Genomic DNA, 25,500 nt, shown 5'->3' with positions numbered 1-25,500 from the left:
TGCCTTCCGTTCCAGTCCGCGGGGGGTACCGGACGATACGCCGCCATGCTAGCCCCTGGGGCCGTGGCGGGGCCGCGCCGACCGGGGGCATGATCGGGCCCATGACCGATGACGAGGAACGCACGAAGCGGCTGGTGGCGGCGGGGCGGGCGGCGGACCGGTCCCTCTCGGGGGGCGGCCGGGACGCGACGGCCGGGGAGCTGCTCGCCGCGCTGGCCGAGGCCCCCTACGACCTGGGGCAGCCCGCCGACGTGTACGGCGACGGGATCGTCGCCGAGCTGGAGACCCGGGTGGCGGAGCTGCTGGGGACCGAGGAGGCGGCGTTCTTCCCGACGGGGACGATGGCGCAGCAGGTCGCGCTGCGCTGCTGGGCGGGGCGGACCGGGAACCCGGTGGTGGCGCTGCACCCGATGAGCCATCCGGAGCGCTGGGAGGCCGGCGCGCTGCCGGTGGTCTCCGGGCTGCGGACGGTCCACCCGACGGGGGAGCCGCGGCAGCCGACCGCGCGGGAGGTCGCCGACCTGGCGGAGCCCTTCGGCACGCTGATGGTGGAGCTGCCGCTGCGCGACCCGGGCTTCCTGCTGCCGACCTGGGAGGAGCTGGAGGAGCTGGTCGACGCGGCCCGGGAGCGGGACGCGGTCGTCCACTTCGACGGCGCCCGGCTGTGGGAGTGCGCGAGCCACTTCGGGCGGCCGCTGGCGGAGATCGCGGGGCTCGCGGACTCCGTCTACGTCTCCTTCTACAAGTCCCTCGGCGGGCTGAGCGGGGCCTGCCTGGCGGGGCCCCGGGGCTTCGTGGAGGAGGCCCGCGTGTGGCGCCACCGCTATGGGGGGCAGGTGTTCCGCCAGTTCCCGCAGGCCCTGTCGGCGCTGGCCGGGCTGGAGCGGCAGCTGCCGCTGCTGCCGTCCTACGTGGCGCAGGCGAAGGTCGTCGCCGCGGCCTTGCGGGAGGGCTTCGAGGAGGCGGGCGTGCCGTGGTTCCGGGTCCACCCGCAGGAGCCGCACACGCACCAGTTCCAGGTGTGGCTGCCGTACGGGGCGGACGCCCTGACGGAGGCGGGCCTGCGCCTGGCGGAGGAGACGGGCACGCTCCTGTTCCGGCGCTGGTCGGCGCAGGGTCCCCCGGGGATGGCGATGACCGAGGTCGAGGTCACGCAGCCGGGGCTGTCGTGGACGGCGGACGAGGTCCGGGCGGCGGTGCGGGGGTTCGTGGAGCGCCTTTAGGACGGCGGTGGGGGGTCGTGGGGCCGTGGAGGCCGTGGGGCCGTGGAGGCCGTGGAGGCCGTGGAGGCCGTGGAGGCCGTGGAGGCCGTGGAGGCCGTGGAGGCCGTGGGGCCGTGGAGGCCGTGGAGGCCGTGGAGGCCGTGGGGCCGTGGAGGCCGTGGAGGCCGTGGAGGCCGTGGAGGCCGTGGAGGCCGTGGGGCCTCAGCAGGGGCGTGCCGGGTGCAGGAGGCGGTGGAGGGCCGCGCGCCAGGGGTGGGCGGCGGGGCGGCCGTCGAGGACGGCGCGGAAGCGGGCCTCGGTACGGACGGACCGCAGGACGGCCAGGTCGTCCCGGCCCGGCGGCGGGGGCTGGGGGGTGCCGTGCTGGGCGGCCCGGTAGCTGTCGACGAGGTACTGCTCGATGGCGCTCATGCGTCCACCCTCACCCCGTCGGCGGCAACCCGCACGACGATTGACGCTCCCCGTCAATCGAGGCCTCCCACCTGCGCCGGAGCCCCCTCGCCCGTCGCCCGGACGGCCGGGCCGAGGCGTGTGCCCCCGGCTCCCGCGCGGGCCCGTCCGGGGCCAGAATGGGGCGATGAGCGTCACCATCGACATCGCCGGGCTCCCCGCGGAGCGCATCTCCTTCGCGCCGGCTCCGCTGGCCGAGCTCTGCATGGCCCTGCACGCGCTGTCGCAGCCCGCGCACCATCCGGAGCTCCACTCCTGGACGAGCGCCACCAGGGCCTCGCTGGACTCCTGCCTGGCGGACCGGCTGATCGAGGCCGATTTCATGTGGCGCAGTTCGTTCTCCGACATCTTCATGCCGTTCGCCGGGATCCCCGGCGGTTCGGGCCGCCCCGGCGCGACCCTGGCCGAGGACCTCGACGTCCTGGACCGGATGGACGACGAGCGGTTCGTGATGGCCGCCCTGGAGCACTGCTGGCTCGCGCTCTACAACGAGGGCGGCGGGCCCTCCCCGCTGAAGGACCCGGCCGCCCGGGCCAAGGCCCTGGAGGCGGCGGCCGCGCGCGGTCCCCGCCAGCTGGAGTTCTCGGTCCGGCTGCTGGACGACACCGATTCCGTGCGGGTGTGGCTGCGCCGGCTCCTGGAGGACTGCGGCGAGGCCTTCTTCGACGAGACCTGGCGGCGGATCGAGCCCCGGCAGACGGCGGACGCCCGGCACAAGGCGGAGCTGCTGCGCCGCAAGGGGCTGCCGGCGGCGCTGCGGGAGGTGTCGGCGGCGCTGAGCGTGGACGAGGGGCTGACCACGGTCACCGCCGACAAGATGGTCCACGGCCAGACCACGGCCACCGATCCGCGGGTCGGTCCGGGTCTGGTGTTCGTGCCGACGAACTTCGGCTGGCCGCACCTGCTGGTGCTGCACGCGCCCGGCTGGCGTCCGGTGGTGCACTATCCGCTGAACTCGCCCGAACTGGCCTCCGCACCGGGCTCGGTGGAGCTGCTCGTGCGCCGGATGGAGGCGCTGGCGCACCCGATGCGGATGATGCTGTGCCGCAGCCTGGCGCGGGCCCCGTACACGACGAGCGAGCTGGCGCGGGTCTACGGGATCACCCCGCCGGAGGTGTCGCGGCACCTGGCGGTGCTGAAGAAGGCCGGACTGCTGCACACCCGGCGCCAAGGCCGTTATGTACAGCATCAGTTGGATCTGTCCGTGGTCGCTCGAATAGGTTCCGATTTCATCGAGGGCATTCTCCGCTGACCACTCTTCGGACGGTGGCCGGAAACCGTCGGCGCAGAGTCACCGATATGCGGATTTCACAAACCGGAAGCAGTGAAAACCCTGGCGAGAGGGGTCTGTTGATGCCTAACGTGCGTCCACCACTCACCCCAGTGCCTCGCGTGCCGTGAAAGGACCTTCATGCCCTCTCGCCGTATAGCCGCAGCAACCGCCGCACTGGCGGCCGCGGCCCTCGTCTCGCCGCTCCTCCTCGCCGGCCCGGCCGGCGCCACCGCGAGCCCCCAGAGCGATGCCGCCAGGGGTGACGCGCTGGCCAGGAAGCTGGTCAAGGAGGCGACCGGCAAGGGTGCCAACAACCACCTGAAGGTCCTCCAGTCGATCGCCGACTACAACAAGGGCACCCGCGTCGCCGGTTCGAAGGGGCACGTCCAGTCCGCCCAGTACGTCGAGGCCGTGCTGAAGGCCGCCGGGTACAAGGTCACGCGCAACGAGTTCGACTTCGTGTACGTCGAGACGATCTCCGAGAAGCTGAAGGTCAACGGCGCGGCCGGCCGTGACGTCCCGATCAAGCTGATGACGTACACCGCCAGCGGACCGCAGGACGGCGTCACCGCGCAGCTCGCGGTCGCCCCGGTCGACGCCGACGGCAGCAACGGCTGCGAGCCCGGCGACTTCGCGCCCGGCACCTTCACCGGAAAGATCGCGCTGGTCAAGCGCGGCGGCTGCACCTTCGCGGTGAAGCAGGCGAACGCGGCGGCGGCCGGCGCGGTGGGCGCGGTCATCTACAACAACACGGCGGGCGCACTGAACGGCACCCTCGGCGACGCCAACGCGGGCAAGGTCCCCACCGGCGGCGTCTCCCAGGAGGAGGGCGAGAAGCTGGCCGCCGAGGCGGCGGCCGGCCCGGTCTCGCTCACCCTGGACATCCGCGAGCTGCGCGAGAACCGCAAGACCTTCAACGTGGTCGCGGAGACCCAGGGCGGCGACGAGAACAACACCGTCTTCCTCGGCGCGCACCTGGACTCGGTCGCGGCCGGTCCCGGCATCAACGACAACGGCTCCGGCTCGGCGGGCATCCTCCAGGTCGCGCAGCGGCTCGCGAGCGAGCAGAAGAAGATCAAGAACAAGGTCAAGTTCGCCTGGTGGTCGGCGGAGGAGTTCGGCCTGCTCGGTTCGGAGGCCTACGTCGCCTCGCTGACGCCGGAGCAGAAGAAGCAGATCAAGCTGTACCTGAACTTCGACATGATCGCCTCGCCGAACGCCGCCTACTTCGTCTACGACGGCGACGACTCCGACAAGGTCGGCTCGGGCCCCGGCCCGGAGGGTTCGGCGCAGCTGGAGAAGCAGATCACCGACTTCCTCGACGGGCAGAAGATCCCGCACGAGGGCAGTGACTTCACCGGCCGTTCGGACTACGGCCCGTTCATCGAGGCCGGTATCCCCTCCGGCGGTACGGACACGGGCGCCGAGGGCATCAAGACCCCGGAGCAGGCCGCGAAGTTCGGCGGTCAGGCGGGTGTCGCCTACGACGTGAACTACCACGGCAAGGGCGACGACATCACCAACATCGACCAGAAGGCGCTCGACATCAACGTCGACGTCATCGCGAACGCGGTCGGCCACTACGCCTACGACCTGGCCCCGCTGACGCAGCCGGTCACCCCCAAGCCGAGCACCGGCTCGGGCAACGGCGGCGGTCTGCGCCCCGGCCACGACCACGAGGTCACGCAGTAGGCCGCACGGCGCGGCGCAGCGGCAGGAGTTCAGCAGCAGGGGCCGTCATCCCGTCGGGGTGGCGGCCCCCGCCGCGTCCGGGGCCCGCACGCCCTCCCCGGCCCACGCCCCGGTGACGGCCGCGACCGCCCCGGCGACCTCGGCGAGGCGGCCCGCGTCGGACCGGACGGAGCGGGCCAGTTCGAGGTGGAGGAAGCGGGTTCCGTACGCGACGGCCAGCCGGCCCTGCTCGTTGCCCCGCCCCGAGAGGCGGCAGCTCGCCGCCCAGGCCCGGCACGGCTTGATCCCGCGGGCCTCCAGCCCCTCGGCGAGCCGCTGCGCGTCGGCGGCGGCCGTGGTGCCGGACCCGGTGGAGACGACGGCCCCGGCGGCGGGGGCGGAGGAGTCGGCGAACCCGTGGAGCTGGATGCCGGGCAGGCCGCGGCGGGTGAGCTCGGTGACGACGGCGTGGAAGACGGAGTCGGTGCGGTGGGCCATGTCGGCCACGTCCCCGGAGGCGGCGGTGTCCTCCTCCTCGGCCCCGCCCGCGTCGGCGCCGGAGCCGGAGCCCGCCTTGCGGTGGGCCCCGGCCAGGACCATGACCCCGCCGGGGGCGCCGCGCAGCACCTGCGCGCCGAGGCGTTCGGTGTCCTGGTCGGCGATGGGGTGCGGGACCTGGACCGACCAGCGCGGGGGCGCGCCGAGGTCGACGTAGACGCGGCCCCAGCCGCGGTTCGCGGATCCGGGGCGGGCGGCCGCGTCGGCGACCTCGGCGAAGCGGCGGCCGCCCGGTCCGTCGGTGAAGGTGTCGAGCCGGTAGTCCACGTCGGCCAGGCGGGCACGCGCTTTATCGACATTCCCGTCGAAAAGGGCTGATACCCCTTCCATGACGGCGTCCCGCTCCGCCGGTGTCGGTACGCGATAGCCGCCCGTCACCCCGAATTCCGAGGTGAATCGGGTCACCCTCTCCAGCAGGCCCGTGTCCGGGACCACAGGGGAAGGGGCAGGCTCAACACTCTTTTCGGACACATAAGAGGGCATGAAAGCGACATAAGCGACCCCAAGCATGATCGCTGCACACATGATCGCAACAATCGTTACGTTTTTTGTGAATCTCGGAGTCGTCACTGGCCGAAAATAGCTGAGTGAATTCCGTCCCCGTCCGCCCGGCCTCCCCCCGGAAGCGCACCGCGCTGCTCGCCCTCCTGCTGAGCCTCTCGCTCGCGGGCTGCGGGCTCCTCGGCACCCCGGAGCACGGCCCGTCGGCGGGCAGCGGCGGCGGCACGGGCGGGGGCACGGGCGGGGGCCGCTCCTTCACCGTGGCGGCCGCGGGCGACATCCTCATCCACCCCCAGCTGACCGAGCAGGCCGCCCAGGACGCGCGGGCCGCCGGCCGCACGGGCTACGACTTCGACCGGATCATGGCGGGGGTCAAACCGGTCATCAGCCGGGCCGACCTCGGGATCTGCCACATGGAGGCGGTCCTCGGCACCCCCGAGGGCCCTTTCCAGACCTTCCCCGACTTCCTCGTCCCGCCGCAGATCGCCAAGACGGTCAAGGCCATCGGCTACGACACCTGCTCGACGGCCTCCAACCACACCCTCGACCACGGCCCCGAAGGGGTGTACCGCACCCTCGACACCCTCGACCGCGAAGGCCTGCGCCACACCGGCTCCGCCCGCAACCAGGCCGAGGCCGACACCCCGCTGATCCTGGACGTCAAGGGCGTCAAGGTCGCCCAGATCTCCTTCGCCTTCGGCTTCAACGGGCGCGACCTCCCCCCGGACAAGCCCTGGCTGGCCAACCTGACCAGCTTCAAGGCCATCGCCGCCGCCGAGAAGAAGGCCCGCGCAGCCGGCGCCGACGTGGTCATCCTCTCCGTCCACTGGGGCCGCGAGCACCAGCCCGACCCCAGCAACCAGCAGCTGGACCTGGCCCGCCGGATCGCCCGCGAGACCGGGATCAACCTGGTCATCGGCCACCACAGTCACGTCGTCCAGCCGATGGAGAAGATCGGCCGCACCTGGATCGCCTACGGGCTCGGCAACCAGCTCGCCCGCCACGACGTGCCCGGCGGACTGACCGAAGAGGGCGCCATCGGCTGGTTCGAGTTCACCGAACGCGGCGGCGTCTGGGACGTGCGGGCCCGCTACGCCCCCACCTTCACCGACATCCCGCCCGGCCCGGACCCCGCCCCCGGCGCGAGCGCCGCGGCCGCGCAGCCCGTGCGCGCCCACCGCCTGGTCGACGTAGCCGAGGCCCTGCGCGGCGACGCGGCGCTGCTGCCGGAGCAGCGCGCCCGTTACCGGCTGGCCTTCGAACGCACCCAGGGCACCCTGCTCAACCGCGGCGCCGCCGAGGACGGCCTCAGCGCCCTGCGGGACCTGCCGGACTGACCCGCACGCCCCTCCCGCTCCCCGCTCCCCCTCCCCCCACCTCCCCGTCAGGAAGGACCCCGCTGTGGCCGCTTCGCGCACCACGCGGCGGCGCAAGGCCCGCCGCAGGGCCGACATGTCACTCCTCGGTGGCATCAGGCCCCCGATCACCGTGCTGTCGGTGCTGCTGCTCGCCCTGGCGGGATTCACCGCGTTCAGCCTCGGCACCGTCCACGAGGACCGGCTGCCCGAGGCCGTGCTCACCTCGCAGCAGCACTTCGCCGAGGACGGCGCGATCGCCCTGCGGGCCTCCCTGGACGAGAGCGTCACCGACCTCGACCGGGCCGCCGCCCTCTTCTCCACCGGCAAGCCCGTCGCCCCCGACGCCGTCCTCGACCGCATCGGCAGCGTCTACCAGAAGTGGCGCGGCACCGCCGTCGTCGAGATCGGCTCCGGCCGGCTGCTCGCCGCCCGCGGCGAGAACCTCCCGCTGACCGCCATCGACCGCACCAGGCTCTCCGGCGCCGCCGGCCTGGCCCCCCGCATGGTCAGGATGCCCGGCGGCGAGACCCGGCTGCTGACCCTCTCCCTCCTCAACTGGAAGGACCAGCCCCAGCAACTGCTGGTGGCCTCCAGCAGCCTGCGCTTCCCCGGCATCAGCCTCGGCAGGTTCCGCTCCATCGCCGTCGTCGGCTCCGACGGCGCCGTCCTCAGCAGCGACGGCATCCCCCAGCCCGAAATGGTCGCCGAGAACCAGCGCGCCGACGTCAAACGCGACACCAAGCAGCTGGCCTCCTTCGCCAGGACCGCCGCGAAGAAGACCCGCGCCAACCCCCTCACCGCCAAGGAACCCGGCTCCGGCGGCTTCCCCGGGGTCAGCGGCAGCCTGCTGGGCGGCGAGTCCGGCGGGGACCGCGCGGCCGCCGGATACGCGGGCCTCGCCGGATCCGAGGCGGGCACCGGCACCACCGCCACCAGCCTCGACCTCACCGTCGTCGCCATGGTCAACGTGCCTCAGAACCCGGCCCGCACCTCCGACGCCTTCGCCGGAATGGTCCTGGCCGGCGCGCTGCTCCTGGTCGGCGCCCTCGTCGTGGCCCTGCTCCTCGCCACCGTGCAGCGCCCGCTGCTCGCCCTCTTCCTCGACAGCCGCCGCCTCACCCGGGGCAACCTCACCCGCCCCGTCGCCGTCCCCCGGGGCGCCGAGGCCGCCCGGATCGCCGCCGCCCTGGAACGGCTGCGCCTCCAGCTGCGCAACGGCACCCCCGCCGTGCCCGCCGCCCGCGCCCGCCACAAGCGCCGTACGGGGGCCCGTACGCTCCTCGCCCTGTGCGCGGTCCTGCTCCTCGCCTGGTGCGTCCCGCTGGGCCTGCTCGTCAACCGGGCCGGGGACGCCGTCGTCGTACCCCAGCAGCTGGTCAACGACCAGCGCGAACGCACCGACACCCTCAACGACCGGGTCCGCCGCGCCCTCAACGAGGGCCAGGCCGACCTGCTGTCCGTGGCCTCGCTGATGGACGGCGACACCACCCCCGAGCACATGACCGCGGTCCTGGAGCGCACCGCCGACGAACACGCCCGCTACCAGGCCCTCTACGTCCTGGACCCGGCCGGCAAGATCCTCGCCCGGGCGGGCGGCACCCCGAAGGCCGCCGACGGCAAGGGCCCCCGCAAGGATCCGGTGGCCCTCGACGACCGCGGCAAGAGCCCGGTGGTCGTCGCGACCGCGCCGGTCCCCGGCAAGGCGGGCACGGCCGTCGTCGGCGAGCTGCGCATCGACTTCCTCAACGCCCTCCTCAAGAGGCCCGGCCTCGGTGAGATCCGCGTCGTCGACTCCAAGCACCGGATCATCGCCTCCAACGGCGGCTACCGCGCCTTCCAGAAGCTCGACGACGACCGCCTCGACGCCCTCGTCGACGGCTCCGCCCTCAAGGTCGGCATGGCCCCGCGGCCCGGCAGCGTCCTCTACCGCAGCGGCGGCGACCACGTCATCGCCGCCGCCGCGGCCTTCTCCGGCGGCGGCCCGGCCGGGGACCTGAAGTGGACCGTGGTCAGCTGGCAGTCCGCCAAGGGCCTGGCCATCCAGGAGTACAGCCTGCAGAACCGCACCGTCCTCGCCGGGCTCCTCGGCTTCGCGGTCGGCGCGGCCTGCCTGGGGTGGCTCCAGATCATCGTGATCGCGCCGCTGCGCGAACTGGCCCGGCGCGCCGAGGCCCTCGCCGACGGCGACCGGCGCACGGTCCTCTACCCGCGCCACCACGACGAGGTCGGAGCCGTCACCCGCAGCCTGGAGATCATCCGGCAGCAGCTCCAGCAGCGACAGCAGCAGCGCAAGCAGGCCGCCGGACAGCCGTCCGCGCCGGCCGGAAAGAACTGATCCCCCGTGCTCTTCCTCTACTGCGTGCTGCTCGTCTGCTGCCTGATCATGCTGGTCGCGGGCATCGTCGAGCAGCGCCGGCACTTCTCCAACCTGGACCGGATACCGAACCGGGTGCTGGTCAACGGCATCCGCGGCAAGAGCTCCATCACCCGGCTGTGCGCGGGCGCGCTGCGCGGCGGCGGCCTGACGACGGTCGCCAAGACCACCGGCACGGCGGCCCGGTTCATCCACCCCGACGCCACCGAGGAGCCGGTCTACCGCAAGTTCGGCATCGCCAACGTCGTCGAGCAGATCGGCATCGTGCGGCGCGCCGCCGCCTACCGGCCGGACGCGCTGGTCATGGAGTGCATGGCGGTCATGCCCGCACTCCAGGAGATCAACCAGTCGAAGCTGATCCAGTCGACCATCGGCGTCCTGTGCAACGTCCGCGAGGACCACGTCGCCGAGATGGGCCCGACCCTCGACGACATCGCGCGCTCCCTGTCGCGGTCGATGCCGCACGGCGGGATCTGCGTCACCGCCGAGAAGGAGCGGTTCGACGTGCTCCAGGAGGAGGCCGACGCCCGGGACTGCACGCTGGTCTACGCGGACCCGGACACCGTCTCGGACGAGGAGCTGCGCGGGTTCAGCTGGTTCACCTTCAAGGAGAACGTGGCGATCGCCCTCACCGTCGCCGGACTCCTCGGCGTCGACCGGGAAACGGCGCTGAAGGGCATGTACGAGGCGCCGCCGGACCCGGGCGTGCTGTCGGTCGAGCGGTACGAGGCCCCGGGCGGCAAGCGGCTGCGCTTCGCGAACGTCTTCGCGGCGAACGACCCCGAATCCACGCTGATGAACATCAACCAGCTGCTGGACCTGGGCGCGGTGGACCGCCCGCTGAACGTGGTGATCAACTGCCGTCCCGACCGGGTCGAGCGCAACGGCCAGATGGGCTCGATCGTCCCCGAACTCCAGCCGGACAAGGTGTTCGTGATCGGACACCCCGCGAAGAGCGCCATCGACGCGATCCCGGCCGAGTGGCGCGACCGGGCCGTGGACCTCGGCGGTGACCAGCGCGACGGCGAGGAGTTCATGCACGAACTGCTGGGGCACCTCGGGGCGAGCTCCTCGCTGGTGGCCATCGGCAACATCCACGGGCAGGGCGAGGTGCTGCTGGAGCACCTCGCGGAACTCCCGCCGGACGAGTCCGAGCCGGACCGGGACGCGGAGGAACCGGCACAGGACCCGGCCCCCGTCTTCACCCGCCCGCTCGACCCGTACGCGGAGGACCCGTACGACCGCGACCCGTACGACCAGGCCCCCTACGGCCAGGACCCGTACGCGGGCACCCCCACCGGGCAGCACCCGTACCCGGGCACCCCCGCCGGCCAGGACCCGTATGCGGACGCCCGCGTCGGCCAGGCCCCGTACCCGGGCACCCCGCACGCGCAGCAGCCCCCGTACCCGGGTGCCGGATACCCGCCGCAGCCCCACCCGCAGCAGCCGCACGCCCAAGGCCCGTACCCGCAGCAGCCGTACCCGGGCACCCCCGCCGGGCAGCCTCCGCACGCCCCCTCCGGAGGAGCCCCGCACGGGCGGCCGCAGCCCCCGCGCCCCGCCCCCGACCCCTTCGGCATCGGCGCCGCCACGCCGGTCCCGGCCTGGCCGCAGCAGCAGGTCCCCCCGAACGTCCACCCAGGAGAACCCCGTTGATCCCCGCCGTCCTCACCCCCGAGATCGCCGCGATCGGCATCGCGCTGGGCCTGCTGTTCTCCCTGCTCTGCTACCTCACGACCAACCTCTCCCCCGGCGGCATGATCACCCCGGGCTGGCTCGCGCTCACCCTCATCGAGGACCTCCAGCGCGCCGCCCTCGTCGTCGGCATCACCGTCATGACGTACGTCCTGACCCTGCTCACGCAGAAGTTCGTCATCCTCTACGGCAAGCGCCTCTTCGCCGCCGTCGTCCTCATCGGCGTCCTCCTCCAGGCCACCGTGGTGATCGTGCTCCAGATGGAGTTCCCGCTCCTGTACGCGAACCAGACCCTCGGCTTCATCGTCCCGGGCCTGATCGCCTACCAGCTGGTCCGCCAGCCCAAGGGCGCCACCCTGCTCGCCACCGGCAGCGCCACGCTCATGACCTACGTCGTCCTGACCGCCGGGATCCTGCTCGGCGTCATGCCCAGCGCCTGACGCCCCGCCACGCCGCCCTCACCCACCGCCCCGGAGCCCCCCTCATGACCGCCCCGTCGAAGAAGAAGAAAAAGAAGAGCCGCGGCACCCGCCCCGCGCTGCACACGGTCACCGTGGTCGCGCTGCTGGCCGGCAGTGCCTACTTCACCTACGCGCTGCGCACCGAGGAGCAGGCCAAGACCCCCGCCGTGCGCGTCGTCGCGGACCGCAACGGCGCGGGCGGCGTCACGGCGGGCACGAACGGCGCCCAGAAGTGGGAGCGCCTGCAGAGCCCCGCCCGGTCGGTGCTGCGCGACGGCAGCGGACAGGTCCTCGCCACCTTCACCGACAACGCCCGCACCGCCACCCTCACCGGCCCCAGCCGCACCTTCAGCGAGCCCGCCAACACCACCTCCCGGGTCGTCACCGAGAACTGGGTCCGGCTGATGCCCGAGGCGTGGAAGCCGGGCGCCGAGAACCAGCAGTGGTTCAAGGACTGGTTCAAGAAGTACTACGGGAGCAGCGAGGACGACATCTTCGCCACCGCCTTCCAGTACGTCGACAAGGCCCCGGTGAAGAAGGACGCCCAGGGCACCTCCTTCGCCGGCGACGCCTCCTTCGGGCCGCTCAACCCGACCGGTTCCGAGGGCAACGACCTGCGCCTGGAGCAGTCCGACTTCTACGACTACCTCGGCAAGCCCTACACCTTCCGCAACGGCGTCACCAAGCAGCCGCAGCCGGCCCGCTACCGGGCGATCGACTGCTCGGGCTTCGTCCGCACCGTCTTCGGCTACCGGGCCCGCTACCCGCTGATGCCCGACGACACCCCCGGCGCCGGCCTGCCGCGCACCGCGAACGGCATCGCCCGCTCCGCGCTGGGCGCGGACGTGATCCCGCTCAAGGGGACCGGCCCGGAGCACCGGCCCGCGTCGATCGACGTGATCCAGCCGGGCGACCTGCTGTTCTTCAAGCTCGACGCCCGTACCAAGGACCGCCTCGACCACACGGGCATCTACCTGGGCACGGACTCCGACGGCCACAACATCTTCATCTCCAGCCGCGAAGAGGCCAACGGCCCGACCATCGGCGACAAGGGCGGCGCCTCGCGCCTCGACGGCAACGGCTACTACGCGACCACCCTGCGCAGCGTGAAGCGGCTCTAACGGCCCCCGGCCGCGGGCGGCCACGGCGGGATCCCGACCGGCTGCACCAGCCAGCCGAAGTCGCCCAGGCCGCCCCGGGCCGTGAGCTCCGCCGCCTCGCCCGCCGCCGACAGGGCCCGGACGTACGCCGCCGGGTCGGTCGAGGCCAGGGCCAGCGGCGGGCGGCCGCACGGGACGCCGAGGGCGGTCAGGGCCTCCCGCTGGGTGAGCAGGGCCGCCCCCGGCCCCGCGCAGGCGTCGAGCGCCACGTGCGCGGTGACGTCGCAGCCGCCGTCGGGGACCGGCGGTACCTCCCTGCCCTCCCGGAACCCGGTCAGGGTGCCGAACGGGGGCCGGGCCGCGCGGGTGTGGGCGTAGTCCACCGCCACCGCCAAGCCCCGCTCCAGGGTGGCGACGGCCGCCGCCCAGGCCTCGTCGCGGGTCCGGCCGATCTCGGCCCGGCCTTCCTCGCCCGCCGCCGCGCCGGGCCACCACCGCTCCAGCCAGGCCCGGTCCGCCGCGTCGAGGGGGCCGCCGGGGGTCTCCGTACCGTCGGGGGCGACCAGGACGTAGCGGCCGTCCTCCGCCACGTCGAGGGGGACGTTGTCCAGCCATTCGTTGGCGAACAGCAGGCCCGTCGTCCCCTCGGGGGGCTCCGCCGCCCAGCGGATCCGCGGGTCCAGCCCCGGCGGCCGCTCCGCCCGCTCCACCGCGTACGGCCGCACCCGTCCGGCCACCTCCGGGGGCAGCGCCGCCAGCACCCCGGTCAGCAGCTCGCCGCGCCCCGCGCCGACGTCGACCAGGTCCAGCCGCTCCGGGTGCCCGAGCGCCCCGTCCACGGTGCGCAGCAGCCGGGCCACGGCCCCCGCGTAGCGGGGCGAGGCGTGCACGGAGGTGCGGAAGTGCCCGGCGGGCCCGGGACCGCCCGGACGCACGTAGAAGCCGTCCGGACCGTACAGCGCGGCCTCCATCGCGGGCCGCCACCGGACCGGTCCCCTGACTCCGCCCTGAGCGCTCATCCCACAAAGGGTAAGGTCACCCTCCACCTTGGGGAGTACGCCCCCGTCACAGGGATCGCACCTGTGGTTGACTCCAGCACCTATCTCCTTTCCCTACTCTGGGTTACGTGCAGCGCCTCTACGACTTCATCCGCAGACACCCGACGAGCGTCGACAGCTTCTGGGCCGTCCTCCTCTTCGGGCTGTCGATGCTGATCGTCGTGGACGACTCCGGGGTGGGCGGCACGAGCACCCTGCACCGGCTGCTGGCCGTCCCGTGCGTCATCGCGCTGTGCACCGCCGTCGCGCTGCGCCGCAGGTGGACCGTGCCGATGTTCTGGCTGACGGTCGGCGCGGGCGCCTACCAGCTGGTGCTGGGCCCGACGGCGAACCTCTTCGACTTCGCGATGCTGGTGATCCTCTACACCGTGGCCGCAGGCGACGTCCCGCGCTGGGTCTCGCGCACCGCGCTGGGGGCGGGACTGCTCGCCTCCCCGCTGTACTTCGCGCGGTTCGGCGTGGACAAGGGCCCCAGCAACGCCGAGGCCGCCCTGTTCACCCTGTTCATGATGGTCCCCTTCGCCCTCGCCTGGGTGCTGGGCGACTCGGTGCGCACCCGCCGCGCCTACTACGCGCAGCTCGTCGAGCGCAACCAGCGCCTGGAGAAGGAGCGCGAGGCCCAGGCCAAGGTGGCGGTGGCCGCCGAGCGCGCCCGCATCGCCCGCGAGCTGCACGACGTCGTCGCGCACAACGTGTCGGTGATGGTCGTCCAGGCCGACGGGGCCGCGTACGTGATGGACGCGGCGCCGGAGCAGGCCAAGGAGGCCCTCCAGACCATCTCGGGGACGGGCCGCCAGGCGCTCGCCGAGATGCGGCGGCTGCTGGGCGTGCTGCGCACCGGCGAGCCGCAGGAGTCCGAGGACTACGTGCCGCAGCCGGACGTGGAACAGATCGAGGTGCTGGTCGAGCAGGTGCGGGCGGCCGGGCTGACGGTGGACTTCGAGGTGGAGGGCGCGCCGCGCAGGCTGCCCAGCGGGGTGGAGCTGACCGCGTACCGGATCGTGCAGGAGGCGCTGACGAACACGCGCAAGCACGGCGGCCCGGACGCGCGGGCGAGCGTACGGCTGGTCTACTTCGACGACGGGCTCGGCCTGCTGGTCGAGGACGACGGGCGGGGCGCGGCGCACGAACTGTACGAGGACGGCGGCGCCGACGGCGCCGGACACGGCCTGATCGGCATGCGGGAACGCATCGGTATGGTCGGGGGAACCCTGGACGCGGGCCCGCGGCCGGGCGGAGGCTTCCGCATCAGCGCGCTGCTCCCGCTCAAGAAGAGATGACGAGGTCGAGGTAACTGATGTCCATTCGCGTGATGCTCGTCGACGACCAGGTGCTGCTGCGCACGGGTTTCCGGATGGTGCTCGCCGCCCAGCCGGACATGGAGGTCGTCGCCGAGGCGGGGGACGGCCTGGAGGCGCTGGAGGTGCTGCGCGCCACGAAGGTGGACGTGGTGCTGATGGACGTGCGCATGCCGCGGCTCGACGGGGTCGAGGCGACGCGGCGGATCTGCGAGCCGGAGGAACACCCGAAGGTGATCATCCTGACCACCTTCGACCTGGACGAGTACGCGTTCTCGGGGCTGAAGGCGGGGGCGAGCGGCTTCATGCTGAAGGACGTCCCGCCGGCGGAGCTGCTGGCGGCGATCCGCTCCGTGCACAGCGGGGACGCGGTGGTGGCCCCGTCCACCACCCGGCGGCTGCTGGACCGGTTCGCGCCGATGCTGCCGACGACGACGCAGGAGCCGCGGAACAAGGAGATCGACCGGCTGACGGACCGCGAGCGCGAGGTCATGCTGCTGGTCGCCCAGGGCCTGTCGAACGGCGAGATCGCGGGACGGCTGGTCCTCTCGGAGGCCACCGTGAAGACCCACGTGGGCCGCATCCTGACGAAGCTGGGCCTGCGCGACCGGGTCCAGGTCGTGGTCCTGGCCTACGAGACGGGTCTGGTCCGCGCGGGCGGCCTGTAACCCCGGCGGTTCCCCGGGTCCGGCGGCGCCCCGCGCGGAGCGCCGTCAGACCGTGGTGCGCAGGTGGGCCAGGAGGGTGGACAGGGTGTCCCAGCCCGCCGGGTCGGTGCCGTCGCCCAGGGGGTAGTACAGGCCCGGGCGGCGGGCGGGGCCGATCGTGGACGGGCGCAGGGCCAGCGGCGGGCGCCGGGCGTGCGTCAGGGTGGCCTCGGCGACGCCGGCCCCGCCGAGGGCGAAGGCCACCGGCAGCGGGGGCCGGCCGAGGCGCGGGCTCACGTTCAGGTCCCGGCCGCCCGGCCCGGCGGAGGCGAGCATGCTGACCAGGCCGTGTCCGTCGGCCAGCGTCCCGGCCAGAGCGGGGAGCGCGTCCAGCGGCGCCGGGTCGCCGGGCCCGTACCCCAGGGTGAGGGTGACGTCCTCCTCGACCCCGGCCGCCGTGCGGGTCACCCGTACGACGGCCAGCGCGCCCGCGCCCACCACCGTGAGCAGGGTCGGCTCCGGTACCCGGCTGCGCGCGAGGTCGGTCAGCTGCCGGGGCGACCAGGGCAGGTTCACCGGCTCGGCGGTGCCCCAGCCGGCCGGCGGCTCCCCGGTCAGGGCCCGCCAGGCGGCCTCCACGGAGCGGCCGAGCAGCAGCTCCCCCTCGGCCGGGTGCTCGGTGCGGAATTGCACCGTCAGCCGGTGCTCCCCCGCTTCCGCCCCGTCGGCCCGTACGAAGGCGGCGGCCGCCCGGGGCTGCCCGGCGGCGTCGCGGGCGGCGGCGAAGGTGCCGTCCTGCCAGCTCAGCACCGCCCCGGAGAGGCCGTCGTAGTAGCCGCCCTCGGGATCCTGGACCACCCACCGGTTCGGTGCGCCGGTGAGCACCGTGCGCAGCGGCAGGCTGAGCCGGCAGTGGGCGGGGGTGACGATGTGCAGGGCCGCGCCGAAGCCGGTGGTGGTACGCAGCACGTCGGAGAGCCAGGCCGTCAGCGGGATCACGGGCCGGTCCGCGAGGACGACGGCGGTGGACTCGGTGACCACGTCGACGGTCGGCAGGGCCCCCACGGGCGCGGGCGCCGCGGAGGCCTCGGAGGTCACGGGGACCGCGGTGACCCGGCCCGCTTCCGGGGGCCAGACGAGGCCGCCGAGGACCTCGGCGAGCCGCCCGGCGACGGCCCCGGCGAGGTCGGCCGCCTCGGGGACGGCGGTGGAGGCCCGGGTCTCCGTCCACCAGACGGGGACCCGCGCGGGGGTGCCGAGGAGCCGTTCCGTCTCCCCCGGGACCTGCACCAGGACCGGTGCCTCGACGGAGACCAGGGGCCGGCCGCCCGCGCCCAGCAGCTGGATCACGGCCCCGTCGGCGGCGGAGGCGGCGTCCAGCTCGGTGCCGCCGGCTGCGAGGGCCACGAGCAGCGCCGCGGTGTCGGGCATCTTCGGGGTGAGGGCGATGACGTCCTTGGTCACGGTGTCAGGGTGCTTCCTGGGTGAGGGGGGCGGCCAGCGCGGTCTGCACGGTCTGGTGCGGCCGGCCGCGCCGGACGAGCGTGCCGCGGCCCGGCGGCTGCGCGCTCGCGTAGAGCTGCGGGAAGAGCTGGCCCTCGGAGCGTTCGCCGTTCATGACGAGCGCCGTCGTGCCGGACTCCCGCAGGGTGGTGAGCAGCGGTTCGTACAGGGCGCGGGAGGAGCCGGCGACGCGCCGGGCGATCACGAAGTGCAGTCCGATGTCCTGGGCGGACGGCAGGTAGGGCACGAAGGCCTGGAGCGGCTGCTGTCCGGCGGTGGTGAGGATGTCGTAGTCGTCGACGAGGACCACGATGCGCGGGCCGGAGAAGCCGGGGCCCTCGCCCGGGTCGGCGTCGGGGTCGAGGCCGTCCTCCGGGAGCCGCTTGTCGAGTTCCTTGGCGATGCCGGCCGACAGCGCGCCCGCGATCTTCGCGTTGTGGGCGTACCCGCCGCGGTAGGGCTCGGGGACGACTCCGCGCAGCCCGCGCCGGGGGTCGTAGACGGCGAAGACCAGCTCCTGCTCCCCGTAGCGCGCGATGAGCTGGCGGGCGACGAGGGAGAGGAGGTTGGTCTTGCCGCATTCGTTGTCGCCGAGGATCAGCAGGTGCTGGTCCTGCTCGAAGAGGTCGAGCAGGACGGGCGCGAGGACGTCCTGGTCCACGCCGATGGGGATCCGGTACGGCTCCTCGTCGGCCGAGGGGAGCCGGTCGGCCGGCAGCCGGGAGGGCAGGACCCGTACGGGGGAGGCGATGTCGCCGTGCCAGGTGGCGCGGACGGTGGCGGCGGCCTCCTCCAGGGCGGCGGCCAGGTCGGTGGTCCCGGACCGGGAGTCGATGCGCGGCAGGGCGGTCTGCGCGAACAGCTTGCCGTCGGTCAGGACGCGGCCCGGGGTGTCCGGGGAGATGGTCTCGGACAGTTTGCGGTCGATGGCCGAGTCGGAGGCGTCGCCCAGGCGCAGTTCGACGCGGCTGCCGAAGAGGGACTGGTTGGCGATGCGGACGTCGTTCCAGCGCAGCATGCCCGCGACGACGTGGATGCCGTAGCCGCCGCCCCGCTTGAGCAGGTCGGTGACGGCGTCGTCGAGTTCGGAGAACTCCTCGCGCAGGGCCCCGTACCCGTCGACGAGCAGGACGATGTCGGTGGAGGCCAGCTCGGGCAGCGCGCCGCGGGAGCGCAGGCGGCGCAGCTGGTCGACGGAGTCGATGGAGTGCTCGCGGAAGAGTTCCTCGCGGGCGGCGAGCATGCCCCGCACCTCGGCGACGGTGCGGGCGGCCCGTTCCCGGTCGGCGCGGCCGGCGATCCCGCCGACGTGCGGGAGTCCGGCGAGCGCGGCGAGGCCGCCCCCGGCGAGGTCGAGGCCGTAGACGGCGACCTCCTGCGGGGTGTGGGTGAGCGCGAGGGACAGGGCGATGGTGCGCAGCAGGGTGGTCTTGCCGGACTGGGGCCCGCCGGTGACGGCGGTGTGCCCGCCGGCGACCTTCAGGTCCAGCTCCCAGGGGCCGCGCCACTGGCGGGCCGGGTCGTCGAGGACACCGAGCGGTACCCGCAGCGGGGGCCGGTCGGCGTCGCCGAGGCGCAGTCCGCGCTCGGTGACGGACAGCGGTCCGGCGGCGGCGTCGAGGGAGACGGCGTCGGGCAGCGGCGGAAGCCAGATGCGGCGTACGGGCGGGGCGGCGTCGGCGAGCTGGTCGACGATGACGCCGAGCACGCTGGGGCCGGTCTCGCGGGCGGTGGCGGTGGGCTTCTCCTCGGCGGGTTCGGCGGAACCGGTGCTGTCGCGCAGGGTGTTGAAGGCCGGGTAGGGCAGGGCGAGGGGCCCTTCACCGGCGTGGTCGCGCTCGCCGGCCGGGCCCCGGTAGCGGCCGGAGACGTAACCGGCCTTGAAGCGGGTGTAGGTGGAGGTGTCCACCTTGAGGTAGCCGAAGCCGGGCAGCGGCGGCAGCATGAAGGCGTCGGTGGTGTCGAGGACGGTGCGCGACTCGTCGGCGGAGAAGGTGCGCAGGCCGAGCCGGTAGGACAGGTAGGTGTCCAGGCCCTTGAGCTTGCCGCCCTCGATGCGCTGGCTGGACAGCAGCAGGTGCACGCCGATGGAGCGGCCGATGCGGCCGATGGACAGGAACAGGTCGATGAAGTCCGGCTTGGCGGTGAGGAGTTCGCCGAACTCGTCGATGACGACGAACAGGTGCGGCAGCGGCTCCAGTTCGGGGTTCTCGGCGCGCAGGACGGCGTAGTGTCCGATGTCGGCGACGTGGCCGGCGTCCTTGAGGACCTGCTGGCGGCGCTTGACCTCGCCCGCGAGGCTGGTGTGGACGCGCTCGACGAGTCCGGCCTGGTTCTCCAGGTTGGTGATGACGCCGGCGACGTGCGGGAGCTTCTCGAAGGGGGCGAAGGTGGCGCCGCCCTTGTAGTCGACGAGGACCATCGCGAGGTCCTCCGGCGCGTGCGTGGCGACCAGGGCCAGGACGAGCGTGCGCAGCAGCTCGCTCTTGCCGGAGCCGGTCGCGCCGACGCACAGCCCGTGCGGGCCCATGCCGAGCTGGGAGGACTCCTTGAGGTCCAGCAGGACGGGGCCGTGCCGGTCGTCGATGCCGATCGGGACGCGCAGGAAGTCCCGCTCGCCGCGCGGCGCCCACAGGCGGGACACGTCGAGGGCGGCGGGGTCGTCGATGCCGAGCAGGCCCATGAAGTCGACGGGCCCGGAGACGGGGGTGCCCTCGGCGACGGACTCGGCGGACAGCCGCAGCGGGGCGAGCATCCGGGCGAGGCCCTCGGCGGTGGCGGGGCCGAGCTGGTCGCAGAGGCCCTCGGCGGCGGGGGCCTGGGGGGTACGCAGGTCCCGGACGGTGACGTGGGGGCCGTCCACGGTGATCCGTATGGTCACCTCGTCGGGCTCGTGGACCTGCTCGGCGAGCAGGTGGAGCACGGTGGTGTTCATGTCGGCCAGGCCCACCGCCGTGTCGGGGCGGGGCAGTTCGACGGCGTTGTCCCCGTACTCGTCGCTGACGACGAGGAGCCGGCCGGCGAGGGCCAGCGCGCGCCGGTCGGACAGGCCGCGGCGCACCTCGGCCGCGTAGGAGGCCCGGCGGCGCAGCTCGGGGGCGAGGACCTCGGCGAGCTGCGGCAGGCTGGGGGCGATCCGCCGGGCGGCGACCGGCCCGTCCTGTTCCTGCGGGTCCAGGACGTGCGGGAGCCACTTGGCCCATTCCCAGTCCGCGTCGAGCCGGTCGCCGGGGACGCCGAGGGCGATCGCGACGTCGTCGGGGGCGTGCAGGACCGCGGTGTGGACGAGCAGGGCGCGGGCGACGCGCAGGACGCCTTCGCGGTCGCCGACGACGCTGATGTTCCCGGCCCGGTCGAGGGGCACGGTCAGCGGGAAGTCGCTGGCGCGGGCGAAGCGGGACATGAGGGCGCCGGCCTCGTTGAGCATGAACCGGTCGGGCGGGGTGAGGACGCCGCCGCCGCCCGACGCGAGGGCCAGCGGCTGGACGGCGACCTCGCCGGTGCCCAGGCGGGGGCACAGGAAGTCGGGGTCGGTGCGGCGGCGTTCCCACAGCCGGGCCGGGTCGCGCACGAGGTCGTAGAGGGCCTCCGGCGGCGGGTTGAGGCGGCGGGCCTCGTCGCGGAGCCGCTTCTCGCGGGCGCCGAGCTCCTCGCGCTGTTCCTCCAGGTACTCCAGGTAGCGCTCGCGCTGGGAGCGGCGGGTGCGCTGGGCCTTGCCGCGCTGGGACCAGAACAGGGCGATGGCGCCGATCAGCGCGAAGACCAGGACGATCGCGCCGACGGCGGCGAACTGGCTGTTGCGGATGACGGTCATCATCACGACCGAGCCCATCACGCCGGCCATCGGCAGCAGGGCGGTGGCCGGGCTGCCGATCTTGCCTTCGGGGAGGTTGGGCGGGGCCTCGACGCTGTGGGGTTCGGCGGGGGCGGGGGGCATGGTGCCCCGGGCGGGCCGGTGGACGAGCTGCTGGGTCACCGGGCCGCACCGGCCGCCGGGAGCGCGAGGGCGCGCTGGAGTACGTCCGCGGCGAGCCGTACGGCCGCCTGCCGGGTCTCGGCGCCGAGGAGTTCGGTGCGGACGGCGCCGCCGGAGGCGAGGTGGCGGTCGTACGGGAGGACGACGACCCCGGCGCCGGTGGCGCGCAGTTTCTCGGCGGCCTTGCCGAGGTCGATGGCCGGGTGCGGGGACTGGCAGGTGAGCACGACGACGGTCCGGGGCAGTACGGGCACGGGGAGGGAGGCCAGCCAGTCGAGGACGGCGTGGGTGGAGACGAGGCCCTCGGCGGTGGCGGGGGTGGTGAGCACGCGGGCGTGCGCGGTGTCGAGGGCCGTACGGGCCACCTCGCCGGGGAGGGTCTCGCAGTCGACGACGGTGACGCCGAAGTAGCGGCGCAGGGCGACCATCACGGTCCGGTACGTGGCGACGTCGACCTGGGCGCCGATGCGGCCCTGGCTGCCGGGCAGCAGCCAGCCGCCGTCGGCGAGCGGGACGAGGTAGCCGGTGATGTCGGTGAGCTGCATGGAGGGGCGGACGATCTGAGCGAGGTCGCCACAGGTCCAGCGCAGGGACTCGACGCCGAGCCGGACCGGGAGCGTGCCGAGGGCCGCGTCGGCCTCCAGGGTGAGCACCGGGTCGTGGCGGTAGTGGTTGTAGGTGCGGCTGAGCAGGGCGGTGACGGTGGTCTTGCCGGAGCCGCCGCGGATGCTGGTCACCACGATCTGGCGGCCGGTGGTGACGGACTGCTGCACCTGGGCGGCCAGGCCCGTCTCGGTGGCGACGGCCCGCGCGGCGGAGGACCCGAGCGCACCGCGCAGCGCGCGCAACGCCCGCCGCCCGGCGGGATCCCCGTGCCGGGGCCGGCCGGCGGCCTCGGTGGCGGGGACGGGCACGGTCTCGGGAGCCCGGATCCCCTGCGGAGCCCCTGCCGGGGCGGCCGCCGGGTAACCGTACGGGGCACCCTGCGGCTGCACGCCACTCCGGGCCCGCGCACCGGGAACATCGGCCCCCTGCGCGGGGGCTCCGGGGGCGCCGGGGAACCGGCCCTGGGCACCGCCCTGCGGCTGCCCGCCGGGACCACCGGAGAACGAACCACGCCCCCCGGCCTGCGCCGGGACGGCGGAGCCACCGGGGAACTGCCCCTGCCCACCGGGCTGCGCCGGGGAACCGGAGCCGCTGAAGAACTGGTCCTGGCCGCCGGCCTGCACCGGGGTGCCGGGGAACCGGCCGAAGCCGTCCGCCTGCGCCGGGGTGCCGGGGCCGCCGGGGAACCGATCCTGCCCGTCGCCGTGCGCGTGGGCGCCGGAGCCACCGGGGAATCCGCCAGGGCCCCCGGCCTGCCCCTGGCCGGCGGGGAACTGCCCTTGGCCGTCGGGGAACTGCCCCTGGCCGTCGGCCTGCTCCCGGCCGCCGGGGAACCGGCCGAAGCCGTCCGCCTGCGCCGGGGTGCCCGGGGTGGCGTCGTCGGGATGGCGCGGTATCGGGCCCTGGCCCGGGGCCGGTTCTCCGGTCCGGGCGGCAGGGTTCGGCGTGCCCGTCAGTTCGCCGAGGACCTCGGCCTGCCAGTCGTCACGCCGGCTCTGGCTCATGTCTGACATGTCTGAGTAGCAACCCTTACGCGAAGGTGCCGAGCAGCCGCCCGTACACGCCGAACACCCCGATGAGCAGCGGGAACAGCACGATGACGCCGAACGACTCGGCGGTGTCCCCGAATCGCCGCAGCCGGACCCGTACGTGCTCGGGCGGCTGCACGGCCAGCGCCCCGAGCGCCGCCAGCGCCAGCACCAGCAGCGTCGCCAGCGGCCCGGCCGCACCGGCCCGGTCCGCCCACACCAGCAGCGCGGCCACGGTGACGGCGGCCCCGGCCAGCAGCAGCGCGACCACCTCCGCGACGAGCGGGAACGCCCGCGCGCGCAGCCACAGCACGACGGCGACGGCCACGGCCAGCGACACCGTCCAGACATCGGGTTCCCGCAGCGCGAGCACCCCGGCCGCACCCGCCGAGACGGCGGTCGCGAGGGTGGCCAGCGCCATGCCCCGGTGGGTGGCGCCGAGGGCCGTCGCGACCTTGTACCGGCTGACCGAAGCCCCCCGCGCCCGGCGGTCGTCGAGCCCGGTCAGGCCGGCCGCCGCCAGGGCGAGACGCGGCAGCAGCCCGAGCAGGATCACCGAGACCACCGCCAGCACGGCTCCCGTACGAGCCCCCGCGCCGCCCTGGGCGACGGCGACGGCCTCCCAGCCGCCGGTCAGCCCCACCACGGTGACCGCCCCGACGAACCCGCCCCGGCCGAGCGGCGTGAACCACCCCAGCAGCGCGAGCCCCACCGCGAGCGCGCCCGCCACGGCGGCGAGCCGTCCCATCGGACCCCAGTGCTGCGCGTCGCACAGGGTCCACGCCCCGAGCACGCCGACGGCCCCGGCGGTCGCCAGCAGCGCCGCCGCGAGCCCCGACCGCTTCAGCCGCCCGGCGAGCGCCCCGACGACCGCCGCGACCGCGGCCACCGCGAGCAGCGCCCCGGCCACCGCGCCCGGCGCGAACTCCCGCCGGGCGAACCATCCGGCGAGCAGCGCCCAGCCGACCAGCCCGGCCCCGGCGGTGACCCGCCGCGCGCCCGGCCGCCAGCGCCAGGCCCGGACGTCCAGGTCTTCGGCGGCCTCGTCCGTGACGTCGTGCACGACGGGCGCGGACGGCACGTCCTGCACCCGCACGAGCCGCAGCACGGCGCCGTCGCCGATCCCGGCGTCCGCGAGGCAGACGTCGTGTTCGAGCACCGACCCGTCGGCGGTCACCAGGTGGCGCAGCGTCGGCTGCGCGGCGACCCGGTCGTCCAACATCCGTATGACGTCGGGCAAAAGCCGCCCGACTGGCTCCTGGGAGGGCAGTACGAGGTCCATCCGCCGCCGCTCACCCACCAGGGTGACCCGGCTCAGTGCCGTACCGCTTCCCGCCCCCATGCTCACCACGCGCCCGAACCTATCACCGAGTACTGACCTGTCCCGGGGTGCCGACCTTGCCGATGAGCCGGTGCGAGATGAACGACCACCCCACGCATCCCGCGCACAGCACGGCCGCGATGACCAGTCCGGCGACCGCCTTCCCGATCCGCTCGTCGGCCACCCTGCGTCCGCGCTGCGCCCCGAACAACACGGCGTCCCGCATCCTGCGCCGCCGCACCGCGACGGACTCCAGCAACTGGCTGTCGTAATCCTCGGCCGCCATCCGGAACCCCCTCTCCCTGTCGTTCCTGACGCTAGTACGCCCCCTCACGACGACGAAACCGGCGGCGGCGGTTGCACTTCCCCCGGGTCCCGTTGATCAGGAACGCCCCGACAGTTCCTCCAGGACATCCAGCGAGGCCGCCTCCCGCGTCACGTCCTCGACGGCGGAGCCGTCCGGACCGCCGTCCGCCGACGCGCCCAGCAGTCCGTCTAGCGCCTCCGGCGCGCCGAGGGCCCGCAGGCGGGCGGACCGCAGGCGCGCCAGCCACACCGCCCCGGCCCCGAAGGCCGCGTCACCGGCCGCGCTGCGGGGTTCGTAGCCCGCAGCCCCGTCGGCCGACGCCCACAGGAAGCCGAGCACCCGCTCCCCGACCCGTACGCGGGCGTAGCGGACCGGCAGTTCGGTGGTGCTCTCGTAGTCCCGGCCGTCGGAGCCCCCGGGGAGCAGGGCCATCAGCCGCCGCCACCGCGCCGGCACCTCGAACGTGCCCCACGCGTCGTCGTGTTCGGCGCCCGCCTCCCCCTGGTCCGCAAACCCCTCGGCGGTGGGATCCGCGTACCGCGTCGGGTCGCCGGGATCGACCGGCGCCCCCGTCACCCCGCAGATCCGCGCCAGCGCGGCGGCGAGGCGCGGGGCGTTCTCCCCGCACACCTCCGGCTGCGGACGCCCGCGGAGGTCGACGGCCAGCCAGGCGTCGGCGTACGCGGACAGGCCCACCAGCACCGCGCCTTCTCCCCACACCTCCACCCGGAGGGTGAAGAGCCGCTCCGCCCGGCGCACCGCGGCCGCCTCCCGCCACTCGCCCGCCAGCGCCAGGCTCAGCCTCAGCAGGCGCCCGGGAAGCAGTTCCACGGCATCCGCCCGCTCGGCGGCGGCGACGAGGCCCGCCCCCGGAGGGAGGTCACGGCGGGCGAACAGCGGCTCGCCCATGACCCGCCGGTCGGCGAGCACGACCGACCCGGCGCCTTCCCCGGTGACGAGTCCGCACGACGCCAGGACGCCCGCGAGGTCCGAGAGGAGCTCCAGCGCCCGCAGGGCACCACCGTCGGCGGGAGCCACCAGGGGAGCAGGCTCCCAGAACCACTCACCGACGGGCCCGGCCGCCGTGATCAC

19 protein-coding genes are annotated in these 25,500 nt (G+C 74.3%); 10 read left to right on the top strand and 9 right to left on the bottom strand.

What is annotated here, in order from left to right:
- The first annotated feature begins 101 nt into the window (after window positions 1-101).
- Window positions 102-1,223, top strand: coding sequence for a threonine aldolase family protein (locus tag SLAV_RS21110; RefSeq protein ID WP_078950550.1), 1,122 nt, complete (start codon window positions 102-104; stop codon window positions 1,221-1,223).
- A gap of 201 nt (window positions 1,224-1,424) precedes the next feature.
- Here the strand turns inward: SLAV_RS21110 and SLAV_RS21100 are convergent, their stop codons facing one another.
- Window positions 1,425-1,634, bottom strand: coding sequence for a hypothetical protein (locus SLAV_RS21100; protein ID WP_030236880.1), 210 nt, complete (start codon window positions 1,632-1,634; stop codon window positions 1,425-1,427).
- A 166-nt stretch (window positions 1,635-1,800) separates the two neighbouring features.
- On the opposite strand from SLAV_RS21100, the gene SLAV_RS21095 reads away from it, so the two are divergent.
- Both SLAV_RS21095 and SLAV_RS21090 read left to right on the top strand, forming a co-directional pair.
- Window positions 1,801-2,925: a DUF5937 family protein gene (locus SLAV_RS21095; protein ID WP_030236882.1), complete on the top strand. Its 1,125-nt coding sequence runs from the start codon at window positions 1,801-1,803 to the stop codon at window positions 2,923-2,925.
- 159 nt (window positions 2,926-3,084) lie between these two features.
- A complete protein-coding gene (locus SLAV_RS21090) occupies window positions 3,085-4,638 on the top strand; it encodes a M28 family metallopeptidase (RefSeq protein WP_030236885.1) in 1,554 nt (517 codons plus the stop codon).
- Between the two features lie 45 nt (window positions 4,639-4,683).
- On the opposite strand, the gene SLAV_RS21085 is transcribed toward SLAV_RS21090, so the two are convergent.
- Complete coding sequence (locus SLAV_RS21085; RefSeq protein WP_158740804.1) at window positions 4,684-5,580, bottom strand: hypothetical protein; 897 nt, start codon at window positions 5,578-5,580, stop codon at window positions 4,684-4,686.
- Window positions 5,581-5,825: 245 nt separating this feature from the next.
- On the opposite strand from SLAV_RS21085, the gene SLAV_RS21080 reads away from it, so the two are divergent.
- The 5 genes from SLAV_RS21080 to SLAV_RS21060 all read left to right on the top strand — a co-directional run bounded on the left by SLAV_RS21080 (window position 5,826) and on the right by SLAV_RS21060 (window position 12,685).
- Entirely contained in the window at window positions 5,826-7,013 is a 1,188-nt protein-coding gene (locus SLAV_RS21080; protein WP_037688088.1) for a CapA family protein, read from the top strand.
- 115 nt (window positions 7,014-7,128) lie between these two features.
- Complete coding sequence (locus SLAV_RS21075) at window positions 7,129-9,369, top strand: HAMP domain-containing protein (RefSeq protein WP_030236893.1); 2,241 nt, start codon at window positions 7,129-7,131, stop codon at window positions 9,367-9,369.
- A 6-nt stretch (window positions 9,370-9,375) separates the two neighbouring features.
- Entirely contained in the window at window positions 9,376-11,064 is a 1,689-nt protein-coding gene (gene pgsB, locus SLAV_RS21070) for a poly-gamma-glutamate synthase PgsB (protein WP_078950551.1), read from the top strand.
- Complete coding sequence (locus tag SLAV_RS21065) at window positions 11,061-11,543, top strand: poly-gamma-glutamate biosynthesis protein PgsC/CapC (RefSeq protein WP_030236898.1); 483 nt, start codon at window positions 11,061-11,063, stop codon at window positions 11,541-11,543. The genes pgsB and SLAV_RS21065 overlap by 4 nt, the downstream gene beginning before the upstream one ends.
- A gap of 44 nt (window positions 11,544-11,587) precedes the next feature.
- A complete protein-coding gene (locus SLAV_RS21060; protein WP_030236901.1) occupies window positions 11,588-12,685 on the top strand; it encodes an NlpC/P60 family protein in 1,098 nt (365 codons plus the stop codon).
- On the opposite strand, the gene SLAV_RS21055 is transcribed toward SLAV_RS21060, so the two are convergent.
- Complete coding sequence (locus SLAV_RS21055) at window positions 12,682-13,683, bottom strand: SAM-dependent methyltransferase (protein ID WP_030236903.1); 1,002 nt, start codon at window positions 13,681-13,683, stop codon at window positions 12,682-12,684. The two genes, SLAV_RS21060 and SLAV_RS21055, sit on opposite strands and share 4 nt — an antisense overlap.
- A 107-nt stretch (window positions 13,684-13,790) precedes the next feature.
- Between SLAV_RS21055 and SLAV_RS21050 the strand changes: the two genes are divergently transcribed.
- Complete coding sequence (locus SLAV_RS21050; protein WP_030236906.1) at window positions 13,791-15,002, top strand: sensor histidine kinase; 1,212 nt, start codon at window positions 13,791-13,793, stop codon at window positions 15,000-15,002.
- Window positions 15,003-15,019: 17 nt separating this feature from the next.
- Window positions 15,020-15,688 (top strand): response regulator transcription factor, encoded by a 669-nt coding sequence (locus tag SLAV_RS21045; RefSeq protein WP_030236908.1) that lies wholly within the window; start codon window positions 15,020-15,022, stop codon window positions 15,686-15,688.
- A gap of 45 nt (window positions 15,689-15,733) precedes the next feature.
- On the opposite strand, the gene SLAV_RS21040 is transcribed toward SLAV_RS21045, so the two are convergent.
- The 6 genes from SLAV_RS21040 to SLAV_RS21015 all read right to left on the bottom strand — a co-directional run bounded on the left by SLAV_RS21040 (window position 15,734) and on the right by SLAV_RS21015 (window position 25,500).
- On the bottom strand, window positions 15,734-17,131 hold the full coding sequence (locus SLAV_RS21040) for a DUF6177 family protein (RefSeq protein ID WP_030236911.1): 1,398 nt from the start codon (window positions 17,129-17,131) through the stop codon (window positions 15,734-15,736).
- A 4-nt stretch (window positions 17,132-17,135) separates the two neighbouring features.
- Window positions 17,136-21,146, bottom strand: coding sequence for a type VII secretion protein EccC (locus SLAV_RS21035; protein WP_030236912.1), 4,011 nt, complete (start codon window positions 21,144-21,146; stop codon window positions 17,136-17,138).
- A complete protein-coding gene (locus SLAV_RS21030) occupies window positions 21,143-22,765 on the bottom strand; it encodes a hypothetical protein (protein WP_335341810.1) in 1,623 nt (540 codons plus the stop codon). Before SLAV_RS21030 ends, SLAV_RS21035 begins: the two co-directional genes overlap by 4 nt.
- A 16-nt stretch (window positions 22,766-22,781) precedes the next feature.
- Window positions 22,782-24,122 carry a type VII secretion integral membrane protein EccD gene (gene eccD, locus SLAV_RS21025; protein ID WP_030236916.1) on the bottom strand — a complete coding sequence of 447 codons (1,341 nt, stop codon included), beginning with the start codon at window positions 24,120-24,122 and terminating at the stop codon, window positions 22,782-22,784.
- 22 nt (window positions 24,123-24,144) lie between these two features.
- Window positions 24,145-24,387, bottom strand: coding sequence for a hypothetical protein (locus tag SLAV_RS21020; RefSeq protein ID WP_007264842.1), 243 nt, complete (start codon window positions 24,385-24,387; stop codon window positions 24,145-24,147).
- 96 nt (window positions 24,388-24,483) lie between these two features.
- On the bottom strand, window positions 24,484-25,500 hold the full coding sequence (locus SLAV_RS21015; RefSeq protein WP_234333800.1) for a hypothetical protein: 1,017 nt from the start codon (window positions 25,498-25,500) through the stop codon (window positions 24,484-24,486).

Origin of the sequence: Streptomyces lavendulae subsp. lavendulae, assembly GCF_002803845.1 — a bacterium.
Classification (GTDB): Bacteria; Actinomycetota; Actinomycetes; order Streptomycetales; family Streptomycetaceae; genus Streptomyces; species Streptomyces lavendulae.
Note: the sequence above shows the minus strand (reverse complement) of the source record. Positions and strands in the feature narration are given on the sequence as shown.